Source organism: Mycobacterium sp. D16Q13, from assembly GCF_002013375.1.
GTDB lineage: Bacteria > Actinomycetota > Actinomycetes > Mycobacteriales > Mycobacteriaceae > Mycobacterium.
On the sequence record NZ_MAEW01000007.1, the window covers coordinates 111,691 to 123,263 of the forward strand.

Here is an 11,573-nt window from a genome sequence, read left to right on the forward strand (position 1 = left end):
GCTAGACGGGCAGCAGGTTGTCGATCACCGAGGCCAACTGCTTCGCCGATCGGCATTCGTGCATGGTGATGGCGTCCTGGTAGCGCGTGGCGGCCGAATCACCGGTTCCCCAGTGGTTCTTGGGCTCGGGATTGAGCCAGTGTGCGTGCCTGCTGGAGGACACCATCGAGGTGAGCACCTCAACCGCGGGATTGCGGTAGTTGGTGCGTCCGTCACCCAGGATGAGCAGCGCACTCCGGGGGGAAAGGACCGTCGGGAACTTCTCGACGAACGTCTTGAACGCGTGCCCGTAGTCACTGTGTCCGTCGCCGGTGAACACCTCCGCCTCCCGGGTGATCCGCACGATGGCCTCGGCAAGATCGGTGTCGGGTGTGAAGAGGTGGGTCACCTCGTCGGTGGTGTCGATGAACGCAAAGACACGCACCCGCGAGAATTGCTGACGCAGTGCGTGCACCAGCAGCAACGTGAAATGCGAGAACCCGGCCACCGATCCCGACACGTCACAGAGCACCACCAGCTCGGGGCGGGCCGGACGGGGCTTCTTCTGTACGACGTCGATGGGCACACCGCCGGTGGACATGGACTTGCGCAGGGTGCGGCGCAGATCGATCTGACCGGTGTGGGCACGGCGGCGCCGGGCCGCCAGACGGCTGGCCAACATCCGCGCCAACGGGTGCACCACCCGCTGCATGTTGCGCAGCTGCTCCCCTGAAGCTCGCAGGAACTCCACGTTCTCGGCCAATTGCGGCACCCCATACGCGGTCACGCGTTCGCGCCCCAGCTGTTCGGCCGTGCGGCGTTTGGTCTCCGCCTCGACGAGCTGGCGCACCTTCGAGATGCGCTGTTTGGCAATCGCTTTCGCGACGGCCTGGTCCGTTGGTGACGCTGGGGAATCGGAGTCGCCACTGCCGAGCAGGCCCATCAGCAGTTTGGCCTCGATCTGGTCCAAAGACAGCGATTTCATGGCCTGGTAGGCCGAGTAGGACGTCCCCCGGGTGGAGTTGTACTTCCCGTACGCCTCCACGATCTGCGCGATCAACGAATTCAATGGCAGGTCGCCGGCGTCGGAGGCCAGCAGGTCGATCAGCTGCTCCCGCACCTGCTCGATATCGTCGATGTCGATGCCGTCCTCGTCGACCTCGACGAAACGGGCGCCCAGCGCGGGCGGGAACCACAGGTCGAACAGCACGTCGAAGGTGGGCCGATGATCGGCGCGACGCAAGACCGCGCAAGCCAGACCTTCACGGAGTTCGGTGCGGCTCTGCAGTCCTAGCACCGTCATCACCCGGCCCGCGTCCACCGTCTCCGACGGACCCACCGAGATGCCCTGTTCGCGCAGTGCTTCCACGAAACCCACCAGATGCCCTGGCAGACCATGCGGCGCCAGGGGCAGGGTCGGCTTGGGAGGCTTACGCGCGGGCATTAGTTCAGCCTCAGCTCTCCTGCGGCCCGCTGCTGGTCGGAGTGATGTTTGAGAATCACGCCGAGCGTCGACGCGATGACGGCATCGTCGAGGGTGTCCAGGCCGAGCGCCAGAATGGTGCGCCCCCAGTCGATGGTCTCGGCCACCGAGGGAACCTTCTTGAGCTGCATGCTGCGCAGCACTCCGATGATGCGCACCAGCTCCTCTGCGAGGGCGGCGGGCAGCTCCGGCACCCGTTTGAGCAGAATGCGCCGTTCCAGCTCGGCATCGGGGAAATCGATGTGCAGGAACAAGCAGCGCCGCTTGAGCGCCTCGGACAGCTCGCGGGTGGCGTTGGAGGTCAGGAGAACGAACGGCTTGCGGCTCGCCTGGATGGTGCCCAACTCCGGGACGGTGACCGCGAAATCACTGAGCACCTCCAGCAGCAGGCCCTCGATCTCGATATCGGCTTTGTCGGTCTCGTCGATGAGGAGAACCGTGGGATCCTCGCGGCGGATCGCGGTGAGCAGCGGCCGAGAGAGCAGGAATTCCTCGGCGAAGACGTCGGTCTTGGTCTCGTCCCAGTTGCCCGACCCGGCCTGGATACGCAAGATCTGCTTGGCGTGGTTCCACTCGTACAGCGCACGCGCCTCGTCGACACCTTCGTAGCACTGCAGACGCACCAGGCCCGAGCCCGTGGTTTGTGCTACGGCTCTGGCCAATTCGGTCTTACCGACGCCCGCAGGACCTTCCACCAGTAGCGGCTTGCCCAGCCGGTCGGCAAGAAATACCGCTGTCGCCGTGGCGGTGTCAGCGAGGTATCCGGTCTCGGCCAGCCGGGCGATGACGTCGTCGATGCTCGTGAACATCGGCGCGGTCTCGGTTCGGTCCACTCGTTCTCCAGGTGTTAGGCGGGACGGATCTGACCGTCTCCGAAGACGATCCACTTGGTTGTGGTCAGTTCGGGCAGCCCCATGGGGCCACGGGCGTGCAGCTTCTGAGTCGAGATGCCGATCTCCGCGCCGAAGCCGAACTGCTCGCCGTCGGTGAACGCGGTGGAGGCGTTGACCATCACGGCCGCGCTGTCCACACGATCGGTAAATTCCTGGGCTGCACCAAGATTCGCGGTAACGATGGCATCGGTGTGCCCACTGGAGTACTGCTCGATGTGGCGAACCGCGGCGTCGAGATCGTCGACGACGGCGGCCGCGATATCCAACGACAGGTATTCGGTGCCGAAGTCCGTCTCGGTCAGCGGAACAACGCCGGGCACTGCCAGGTCACCGTGCACGGTGACCCCGGCGGCCTGCAGCGCGCCGATGAGTCGCGGCACCGCGGCCTCCGCGATCTCACGGTCGATGAGGAGCGTCTCGGCGGCATTGCACACGCTCGGGCGACGGGTCTTGGAGTTCAACAGGATCCGCTCGGCCAGCTCGAGGTCGGCATCGGCATGCACATACACGTGACAATTGCCGACCCCGGTTTCGATGGTAGGCACCTGCGCGTCGCGGACCACGGCGTCGATGAGGCCGGCACCGCCGCGCGGAATCACGACATCCACGAGGCCGCGTGCCTGGATGAGATGGGTCACCGTCACCCGGTCCTGGCTGTCGAGCAGCTGGACGGCATCGGCGGGCAGCCCGCTGGCGAGCAGCGATTCACGCAGCACCCGCACGAGTTCGGTGTTGGAGGTTGCGGCCGACGAGCTGCCGCGCAGCAGCACCGCGTTGCCCGACTTGAGGGTCAACCCGAATGCGTCGACCGTGACGTTCGGTCGCCCCTCGTACACCATGCCGACCACGCCGAGCGGCACCCTGAGCTGACGTAACCGCAATCCGTTGGGCCGGGTGGAACCGCGCAGCACCTCCCCGATGGGGTCCGGCAGACCTGCGACCTGACGCAGCCCATCGGCTATCCCGGCGATCCGGCGCTCGTCCAGCGCGAGACGGTCGAGCATGGCCACACCGATACCGGCGTCTCGGGCTCGCTGCAGGTCATCGGCGTTGGCCGTGATGATCGAATCGGTGGCGGCGACAATCGCATCGGCCGCCGCACCAAGCGCGATGTTCTTCGTGTCCGCGGTGAGCCGGGCCAGATCGCGGGCCGCGACCCGCGCCCGCCGGGCGGCATCATGAACGTCTGCGCGCAGATCTGCGGCGGCACCGGAGACGTCCGCCGTGGGTGCGGCCAACTCGTTGGTTGAAACGCTCATCGTGTCAGGGTATCCGGGTGCCCGAAATGTAGCTGCGCCAGGACTAGCCTAGGCGGGTGACCGAGTTAGCCACAGTATGTGTCCTCGGCAGCGTCAACATGGATCTGACGTTGCGGGTGGAGGAGCTGCCCGCCCCAGGTGCGACGGTGCTGGCGACGTCGGCCCTGCCCTCTCCAGGAGGCAAGGGCGCCAATCAGGCCGTCGCCGCGGCGCGTGCGGGCGCCTCAGTGCAGTTCATCGGAGCGGTGGGATCCGATGGCGCCGCACCGATGCTGCGATCCCACTTGGCAGACAACAACATTGGCCTCGACGGACTCGTCGAGGTGGACGGGCCCAGTGGAATGGCCACTATCACCGTGGAGGATTCCGGGGAGAACTCCATCGTGGTGGCTCCCGGCGCCAACAGTGCCTTCACCTTGGACGAGAAGGTGCACAAGGACATCATCTGCTCGCACGATGTGTTGCTGTGCCAGTTGGAGATCCCGGTTCCGGTCGCTCTGATAGCGGCGCGGTGGGCCGCCGAGGCCGGTAAGCAATTCGTACTCAACGCTTCCCCGGTACCCGAGCGCTCACCGGACCTGGCGGAGCTGGCCTTTCGCGCGAGCGTGGTCATCGTGAACGAGACCGAGGCCAAATCCTGGCTGTATCCGTCGCGGCACCTGGTGACCACGCTGGGCGACGAGGGATCGCGTTACCGCAGCCCTCAGGGGGAGATCACGGTTCCGTCGTATCCAGTGCGGCCGATCGACACCACCGGCGCCGGTGATGTGTTCGCCGGCGTGCTGGCGGCGTGGTGGCCGCACGGAGCCGAGACGGCCCTACGGCGGGCGAATGTGGCCGGTGCGCTCGCCACACTGCGCACAGGCGCCGGAAACTGTGCTCCCTCGGCGGCCAGGATCGAGCTGTCGCTCAAGGGGGCCTGAGTCAGCGGACCGTCAGGACCGGGTTGCAGTACCGCCAGGCATCACGCTCGTAGGTCAGGTACCAATCGGACGTGGTGGTCTTGGGCGAATCGTTGCCCCACACCGATGACGTGGTCACCGTGGCCGTCGCGTTCTTGGCCTCGATGACATTGACCTTGTCGATGGTGGTGACCGTCAGATGCGCGTTCTCCCGCACTACCTGCACCGAGGCCTGCCGGAAGGCGGCGGCGTCCTTGCGTTTGGCGGCGTCAAGCAGCTGATCCAGCGTTCCCTGGGTGAGTTTGGGGAACTTGGCATACAGATCCGAGGGCTTGACGAAGTCGTCCCATGTCGGGATCCGCGACTCGTTGTTCGCCATTTCGCGGTCGCGATACTTATCGCAGGTCAGGTCGCCGATCTTGTTGGTGTCGACGTCGTTGTATGCCTTTTCCCAGGCCCGCACATGCTCTGTCACCGCGTCACGGTTGGGCGCCGCACCCGCACCGGGGGCCCCGAGTGTGGCCAGCGTAGCGACCGCTGCGACGACTGCGAACGCTCGCTTCACGGTTCCCTCCCCTGGTTGGCAGTGCTTCATCACGTTATCGCCGCAGGACACCGTCCGTTACGTTCGGACTACGCCCCGCCGCCCGGCGGCGCGCAGTCCAGCCACTTTCCGTCTTCCTTGACGTACTTGACGGTCTGCTTCTCCTCCGAGGGGGTCTTGTTCCCCGACGTGGTGGTGATCGTGATATCCGCGGTGGCCTGGTCACCCTTGATTTCGATGTTCTGCACATCGGTGACCTTGACGGTGATGAGCGATTTCAGCAGATTGCGCATCGCCGTCTGGTACGCCTGCTCGTCCTGAGCGACGAGACTGTCGACCACGGCATTGATGACGTCTTGCGGCACCGTGGGGAATTTCTGGGCCAGCAACCCCCTCAGCGCATCACCGGCGCCCGGCACCGTGGCGATCTCCGGCGGCGCGATGTCGCTCATCGGCGGAATGGGCGGTCCGCTCTGGGCGGTGGCATCCCGATACTTCGCACACTTGGTCTCGGCCAGCTTCGCAAAATCAAAGCTCGAGGTATACGTGTTCTGCTTCTCGATCAGGGCCTTGATCTGATTCTCGTCGCGCGCCGTCGCGAGCGCCTCAGCATTGGGCTGACCGTCACCCTCCACGGTTTGCGTGCAACCCACCCCACCGAACAGCAGCGCCCCCAGCAGCACCGCCCCGGCCCATCTCCGGCAAACCATGACAACCCTCGCTCGTATCGACCACTCGTCTCCGAGCTAATTTCTATCAGTACAGATCAGCTCGTGCACCCTGACCGAGCAAACCTACCAGCCAACGGGCGTGCGGAGATCGCGCTCGTGATGGCGCTGCCGGCCGCGAGATCCGTTAGCTCTCTGCTCCGGTCAGGGCCTCCAGCAGCGGCTCATCGTTGCCGATGGCAGTTTCAGTTTGCGTGGCTTCGGGTGTGCAGTCCTTCCAGACGCCGTCCTCGCGCACGAACTTCCGCGGCTCGTTTCCACGTCCGCCGGTGTTGCGGAACGCGATGGTCGCGTTGGCCGTATCGCCGGTCACCGTCACCTTGCTGACCTTGAAGGTCAGGTGCGCGAAGGTTTCCACCCAGAAACGGTGCCACGCCGACGACAACGCCTGCTGGTCTTGGTTGTCCACGGCGGTCACGAAGTCCTCAACGGCAGCGTTGGAAGCCAGTGGAAACACCTCGCGAACCTTCGCACGCAGCTTCTTCAGGTTCGCGCCCTCCAAACGGCTGACCTCGGGCGGGGAGAACGATTGCCCCCAATCCGATTCGACCTTGTCCCGAACGTCACCGCAGAAGAACGACGCGTACTGCACGGCGTCCACAGCCTGCAGCGCCGACAGCCGTCCCGCGGTGACATCCCGGATCTCGGCCTCATCTGCTGCGGTGGCGCTTGCGACAGCAGTCTGCGAAAGCAGCCCGATGGCCACGAAAAGCGCCGCCAACCAAGCGAAGACATTCTTTGACACGGTCATTCTCCTTCGATCCAGATTTTCATCGTCGCTACCCCGCTGCACGCACATCACCGATGTCACCGAGAAGTCCTTGGGGCACCTCACCCTTCAGGGAGGGCGCTGCGGAATCGGATGCGGCCGGAGGAGGCGTGCAGTCCATCCAGTCGCCGCTCTCACGGAGGAACTGCCATTGGACGGTGCCCGACGCCTTGGCCAGTGTGGCCTGAACGGTCACATCGGCCTGGTCGCCGGTGACTTGCACCTGCCGCACTCGATATGAGTAGTGGGAGAACTCTTCCCGCAGAATCCCGAGCCACGCCTGGTGATACGCATCCCGATCACCTTCGGCGGCGGCGTTGACGAAAGCCTGGATCGCGATAGCCGACACCGTGGGGAAGTTCTTGCGCAGCACCGAAGTCAGTCGCTTCGGATTGGCTCCCTCAAGATCCTCGAAAGGCGGCGGCGTGATGTTCCGCTGCACCCACGCCTCGTAGGCGTCGCGATACTCGGCACAGAAGTTCTGTGCGTAGGCAGCGGGATCGAGCGCCCGCAGTGCGGTCAGCTCGGCGGCAACCACCTGCCGGATCTGGCTTTCGTCGGTCGATGTCGCCGCGGCGACGGCTGACGATGTCACCGCCCCCAGCGCAATCGCCACCGCACTCACAAACCCGATCGACCGCCCTGCCATCGATACCCCCTCCGTGCCGGACCAGCGCAAAGTACACGCCGCGTCGAAATTGGGGAATCTACCCCAAGCTGTGAACCAGCTGACAATTTCTATCAGGCGCCGTGGCGATGCGCCACTCTTTCGGGCAAGGCGCGAAGCGCTCAGGTGACGAGGTCGTCGGCATGCACTGCGGGGCGCCGCAGATCCTCGGGAAGCTCGCTGGTGGAACGGCCCAGCATGGTCGCCAGTTCGGCGGCGTCATAGGCCACCACGCCACGGCCGACCATCGCGCCCTCGGCATCGCGAAGTTCGACGACATCGCCGCCGTGGAAGCGCCCGGACACCTCGGTGATTCCGGCGGGCAGCAAGGAACGGCGCGATGCCACCACCGCGCGCACGGCACCCGCGTCGAGGCTCAGCGAGCCGGTCGCCTCGGCCGCATAGCGCACCCAGAACTTGCGTGCCGACATGCGTTGCGGTCGCGCGGCGAAGACTGTTCCGCAGGAGCCGTCCCCCAAGGCCGCCTCAGCCTCGGTCGCCGAAGCCAGCAACACCGGGACACCGGCATCCGCGGCCAACAGCGCCGACGAGAGCTTCGATGCCATTCCCCCGGTGCCGCGGGAACCACCCGGCCCGGCGATCACACCGTCCAGATCCGCCGGTCCACCTACCTCGGAAATGAAGCGCGCGTTTCCCTTTCGGGGGTCAGAGTCGTACAGCCCATCGATGTCGGAAAGCAACACCAGTGCGTCAGCACCCACGAGATGAGCGACGAGCGCCGACAGGCGGTCGTTATCCCCGAAGCGAATCTCGTTGGTGGCCACGGTGTCGTTCTCGTTCACGACGGCCACCGCGTGCAATGTCCGCAGCCTGTCGAGAGTGCGCTGGGCGTTGGTGTGATGCACACGCATGGAGATGTCGTGGGCGGTCAACAGCACCTGGCCCACGGTGCGTTGATAACGCGCGAAGGCCGCGCTCCAGGCACTGATGAGCGCGACCTGGCCCGCGCTGGCGGCTGCCTGCTTGGTCGCCAAATCCGTGGGGCGCTTGGTTAATCCGAGCGGAACCATGCCGGCCGCGATCGCTCCCGAAGACACGATCACCACATCGGACCCGGCCTTCATCCGGCCCTCGATGGCCTCGACGAGGTACTCCATCCGGTCGGCACTGAATGTTCCGGTCGCATCGGTGAGGGCGGCGGTGCCGACCTTCACAACGACGGTGCGTGCCGCCTGAATTGCTTGGCGTGCCTGCGCACCCATGTTCACTCCGGCTCTACCTGCCCGCGGCGCACCCGCCGGGCCTGGCGACGCTCGGACGCACCCACACGATCGATCTTGTCGATACGTGAATCGGTGCCGCGCCCGCTGAGGGTCACATCGACACCCGCCGGAGTCTGCGGTTCCCAATCGAAGGTCATGTCGCCGATGGTGACCGCGCAGCCGGGTTGTGCACCCAGCTTGAGCAGCTGATCTTCGACGCCCAGGCGTGCCAGCCGGTCGCCGAGATAGCCCACGGCCTCGTCGTTTTCGAAGTTGGTCTGACGAATCCAGCGTTCGGGGCGCACTCCGCGCACCACGAATCCGCCGGGGTTCTCCGCGTCGGGGATCACGGTGAAGCCACTCTCATCGACCGGGATAGGCCGAATCACCGCACGGGTCTTCACCTGTGTGGGCTGTGCGGCGCGGGCCGCCTGGATCATCTCCCACAGAGCGAAGGTCAACGGCCGTAACCCATCCCGGGTCAACGTGGACACCTTGAAGACCGGCCAGCCGCGCTTGGAGACCTCTTCGGTGACAAAGTCGGCAAGCTCGGCGGCCTCCGGCACGTCGACCTTATTGAGCACCACCGCACGAGGCCGGTCGGCCAGGTCACCCAACACAGAATCAGCTTGCAACGTCGGTTGATACCGCGCCAACTCATTTTCCAGGGCGTCGATATCGGAAACTGGGTCGCGGCCGGGTTCCAGCGTCGCGCAGTCGACAACGTGAACCAGCACCGCGCAGCGCTCGATATGACGCAGGAACTCCAGACCCAGCCCGCGCCCGTCGGCCGCACCGGGAATCAGACCGGGGACGTCGGCCATCACAAAGGAGTGCTCGCCGGTGGTCACCACGCCCAGGTTGGGTACCAATGTCGTGAACGGATAGTCGGCGATCTTCGGCTTTGCGGCCGAAAGCACCGAGACCAGAGACGATTTACCCGCCGACGGGAACCCGACCAGCCCAACATCGGCGACGGTTTTCAGTTCGAGAGTGAGGTCGGCTTCGGCTCCGGCCTCACCGAGCAAGGCGAATCCGGGGGCCTTACGGGCACGAGATGCCAACGCGGCATTGCCCAGTCCGCCCCGGCCACCGGCGGCCGCGTCGAAACGCGTACCGGCGCCGACCAAGTCGGCAAGGATCCGGCCGTCGTCATCGAGCACAACGGTGCCGTCGGGCACCCGGAGAATCAGGTCGTCGCCGTTGGAACCGCTGCGGTGGCCACCCATGCCCTGCGTACCGTTGGGTGCCTGCAGGTGGGGATGGAAGTGGAAGTCCAGCAAGGTATGCACCTGCGGGTCCACTTCGAGAATCACGCTGCCGCCACGACCACCATTGCCGCCATCGGGGCCACCGAGTGGTTTGAACTTCTCGCGATGCACCGAAGCGCAGCCATGACCGCCGGTACCTGCCTTGGCATGGATGACAACACGGTCAACAAAACGAGGCATTAAGCCTCCTTCACACTGTTCTGTGCTCGGTCATACCGAACACAGAACACCAATTAAGCGTCGACCGGGAGGATGTTGACGACCCGGCGGCCACGGCGGGCGCCGAACTCGACGGTGCCCGCGGAGGTCGCGAACAGGGTGTCGTCGCCGCCACGCCCGACGTTCACGCCGGGGTGGAAGTGAGTGCCGCGCTGACGGACCAGGATCTCGCCGGCCTTGACGAGCTGGCCACCGAACCGCTTGACGCCGAGCCGCTGTGCGGCGGAGTCACGACCGTTGCGCGAGCTAGACGCGCCCTTCTTGTGTGCCATGAGTCAAATCCTCTACTTGATCCCGGTGACCTTGAGCACGGTCAACGGCTGACGGTGACCCTGCCGCTTGTGGTAGCCGGTCTTGTTCTTGAACTTGTGGATGCGAATCTTCGGGCCCTTGGTGTGCTCGAGGATCTCCCCGGTCACAGCCACCTTGGCCAGCTTGTCTGCGTCAGTGGTGACGGTGGCGCCGTCCACGACCAGAGCGACGGGCAGCTGCACCGAGGAGCCGGGCTCCGATTCGATCTTCTCGACCTTCAACACGTCACCGACGGCAACCTTGTACTGCTTGCCACCGGTCTTGACGATTGCGTACGTCGCCATCGTTGCGCTACCTCTGCTCTGCTCTTCGGACGCGCGCAACCAGGTCGGCTGGCGCATCTGGATCGTGGGTGGGCCCGCTCGGTTCTTCCGCTAGCCCGCATGTCGCGGGCCGGAAGCCTCGTGACAACTGCTCAAGGCTACGTGACCAGCGGGCTAAGGGTCAAACCGGCACCCCTTGTTCGGCGATGCCGGAACCCCAATCGCACTCGTGCCGGGTGTGATCGGAACTACACTCGCCTCACTGAGCCTGGACATCCGCAGATAACCGTACAGATCGGCGGGCGATCCACTCCTCGACGTGCGGAGGTACGGCGGTGCGAACGATTCGGTGCGTCCTCTCGGCCAGCATGGCGATCCTGCTACCGGCGCTCGGCGTCATCGCCGCCCCGCCGTCGGCGGCCGAGTGCGTCAACGCCAACGGAACCACCCTGTGCGCGCAGGGTGATGTCCGAGGAGGCGGCAGTACTACGTCCTCGACGCCGTATGTTCCGTACCCCTGCGAGAACGACTGGTACTGCGACAACTGGGGAATGGACGTCATCCTCGGATCTAGTCACGACTCGCCGCCACCGCCCACCGTCAACCCGTCGCCACCGCCCGATTTCGGGCGTCCGGGTCGTCCAGGTGGTGGAGGCGGCATCGGTGGGCCGCGCTGATCAATACCGTTCCAGCAGTGATCAATTCGACTACAGAGGAGTGATGATGACAGCTTGGGCCGCTCGCGGGATGGCCGCTGGACTGCTCGGCGTCGCCGCCGCGCTGGTACTGAACGGAGCCGTCACGGCCGCCGCCGATCCCCTGCCCAACTGCACGGCCGCGGATCTAGCGGGTGTCGCGACAGGTGTCTCCGCGGCCACCTCGACGTACCTGTTCACACATCCGGAGGTGAACGACTTCTTTACGGGCCTCAAGGGCCAGCCCAAAGACCAGGTACGCGAGAAGGCCCGCCAATATCTGGACGAGAATCCCCAGGTGAAGGCCGATCTACAGGAGATCCGCCGACCGCTTGGGGATTTCCGGGAACGCTGCAACTAGCAGCG

14 protein-coding genes are annotated in these 11,573 nt (G+C 65.3%); 3 read left to right on the forward strand and 11 right to left on the reverse strand.

Annotation, left to right across the window (positions count from 1 at the left end; translation table 11 throughout):
* Position 1: 1 nt before the first annotated feature.
* Genes B4400_RS07535 through B4400_RS07545 form a run of 3 tightly spaced genes read right to left on the reverse strand, consistent with a single transcriptional unit; the run spans position 2 to position 3,614 of the window.
* A complete protein-coding gene (locus B4400_RS07535) occupies positions 2-1,423 on the reverse strand; it encodes a vWA domain-containing protein (RefSeq protein WP_078309143.1) in 1,422 nt (473 codons plus the stop codon).
* The gene (locus tag B4400_RS07540) at positions 1,423-2,271 is read right to left on the reverse strand and encodes an AAA family ATPase (RefSeq protein WP_078309407.1); all 849 of its coding nucleotides are present in this window, start codon (positions 2,269-2,271) and stop codon (positions 1,423-1,425) included. Before B4400_RS07540 ends, B4400_RS07535 begins: the two co-directional genes overlap by 1 nt.
* A gap of 38 nt (positions 2,272-2,309) precedes the next feature.
* The gene (locus B4400_RS07545) at positions 2,310-3,614 is read right to left on the reverse strand and encodes a glutamate-5-semialdehyde dehydrogenase (protein ID WP_078309144.1); all 1,305 of its coding nucleotides are present in this window, start codon (positions 3,612-3,614) and stop codon (positions 2,310-2,312) included.
* Between the two features lie 56 nt (positions 3,615-3,670).
* On the opposite strand from B4400_RS07545, the gene B4400_RS07550 reads away from it, so the two are divergent.
* The gene (locus B4400_RS07550; RefSeq protein WP_078309145.1) at positions 3,671-4,537 is read left to right on the forward strand and encodes a ribokinase; all 867 of its coding nucleotides are present in this window, start codon (positions 3,671-3,673) and stop codon (positions 4,535-4,537) included.
* Between the two features lies 1 nt (position 4,538).
* On the opposite strand, the gene B4400_RS07555 is transcribed toward B4400_RS07550, so the two are convergent.
* The 8 genes from B4400_RS07555 to rplU all read right to left on the reverse strand — a co-directional run bounded on the left by B4400_RS07555 (position 4,539) and on the right by rplU (position 10,533).
* Positions 4,539-5,081, reverse strand: a complete 543-nt coding sequence (locus tag B4400_RS07555; protein WP_078309146.1) for a hypothetical protein — start codon at positions 5,079-5,081, stop codon at positions 4,539-4,541.
* A gap of 68 nt (positions 5,082-5,149) precedes the next feature.
* Complete coding sequence (locus B4400_RS07560) at positions 5,150-5,743, reverse strand: hypothetical protein (protein ID WP_078309147.1); 594 nt, start codon at positions 5,741-5,743, stop codon at positions 5,150-5,152.
* Positions 5,744-5,915: 172 nt separating this feature from the next.
* Positions 5,916-6,533 (reverse strand): hypothetical protein, encoded by a 618-nt coding sequence (locus B4400_RS07565; RefSeq protein WP_139361304.1) that lies wholly within the window; start codon positions 6,531-6,533, stop codon positions 5,916-5,918.
* A gap of 34 nt (positions 6,534-6,567) precedes the next feature.
* Positions 6,568-7,206 carry a hypothetical protein gene (locus tag B4400_RS07570; protein ID WP_078309149.1) on the reverse strand — a complete coding sequence of 213 codons (639 nt, stop codon included), beginning with the start codon at positions 7,204-7,206 and terminating at the stop codon, positions 6,568-6,570.
* 140 nt (positions 7,207-7,346) lie between these two features.
* Positions 7,347-8,447 (reverse strand): glutamate 5-kinase, encoded by a 1,101-nt coding sequence (proB, locus tag B4400_RS07575; RefSeq protein WP_170914942.1) that lies wholly within the window; start codon positions 8,445-8,447, stop codon positions 7,347-7,349.
* Between the two features lie 2 nt (positions 8,448-8,449).
* A complete protein-coding gene (gene obgE / locus B4400_RS07580; protein WP_078309151.1) occupies positions 8,450-9,898 on the reverse strand; it encodes a GTPase ObgE in 1,449 nt (482 codons plus the stop codon).
* Between the two features lie 53 nt (positions 9,899-9,951).
* Positions 9,952-10,209, reverse strand: coding sequence for a 50S ribosomal protein L27 (gene rpmA / locus B4400_RS07585; RefSeq protein WP_030095129.1), 258 nt, complete (start codon positions 10,207-10,209; stop codon positions 9,952-9,954).
* Positions 10,210-10,221: 12 nt separating this feature from the next.
* Positions 10,222-10,533, reverse strand: a complete 312-nt coding sequence (gene rplU / locus B4400_RS07590) for a 50S ribosomal protein L21 (RefSeq protein WP_078291167.1) — start codon at positions 10,531-10,533, stop codon at positions 10,222-10,224.
* A gap of 314 nt (positions 10,534-10,847) precedes the next feature.
* Here rplU and B4400_RS07595 point away from each other — a divergent pair, with 314 nt between their 5' ends.
* Both B4400_RS07595 and B4400_RS07600 read left to right on the forward strand, forming a co-directional pair.
* Positions 10,848-11,189 (forward strand): hypothetical protein, encoded by a 342-nt coding sequence (locus B4400_RS07595; protein ID WP_078309152.1) that lies wholly within the window; start codon positions 10,848-10,850, stop codon positions 11,187-11,189.
* A gap of 46 nt (positions 11,190-11,235) precedes the next feature.
* Positions 11,236-11,568: a heme-binding protein gene (locus tag B4400_RS07600; RefSeq protein ID WP_078309410.1), complete on the forward strand. Its 333-nt coding sequence runs from the start codon at positions 11,236-11,238 to the stop codon at positions 11,566-11,568.
* Positions 11,569-11,573 lie beyond the last annotated feature (5 nt).

What these genes read in the sequence shown, in the direction of transcription:
- B4400_RS07535 (WP_078309143.1), bottom strand. Translation starts at nt 1,423, where the DNA reads ATGCCCGCGCGTAAGCCTCCCAAGCCGACCCTGCCCCTGGCGCCGCAT.
- B4400_RS07540 (WP_078309407.1), bottom strand. Translation starts at nt 2,271, where the DNA reads ATGTTCACGAGCATCGACGACGTCATCGCCCGGCTGGCCGAGACCGGA.
- B4400_RS07545 (WP_078309144.1), bottom strand. Translation starts at nt 3,614, where the DNA reads ATGAGCGTTTCAACCAACGAGTTGGCCGCACCCACGGCGGACGTCTCC.
- B4400_RS07570 (WP_078309149.1), bottom strand. Translation starts at nt 7,206, where the DNA reads ATGGCAGGGCGGTCGATCGGGTTTGTGAGTGCGGTGGCGATTGCGCTG.
- proB (WP_170914942.1), bottom strand. Translation starts at nt 8,447, where the DNA reads ATGGGTGCGCAGGCACGCCAAGCAATTCAGGCGGCACGCACCGTCGTT.
- obgE (WP_078309151.1), bottom strand. Translation starts at nt 9,898, where the DNA reads ATGCCTCGTTTTGTTGACCGTGTTGTCATCCATGCCAAGGCAGGTACC.
- rpmA (WP_030095129.1), bottom strand. Translation starts at nt 10,209, where the DNA reads ATGGCACACAAGAAGGGCGCGTCTAGCTCGCGCAACGGTCGTGACTCC.
- rplU (WP_078291167.1), bottom strand. Translation starts at nt 10,533, where the DNA reads ATGGCGACGTACGCAATCGTCAAGACCGGTGGCAAGCAGTACAAGGTT.
- B4400_RS07600 (WP_078309410.1), top strand. Translation starts at nt 11,236, where the DNA reads ATGACAGCTTGGGCCGCTCGCGGGATGGCCGCTGGACTGCTCGGCGTC.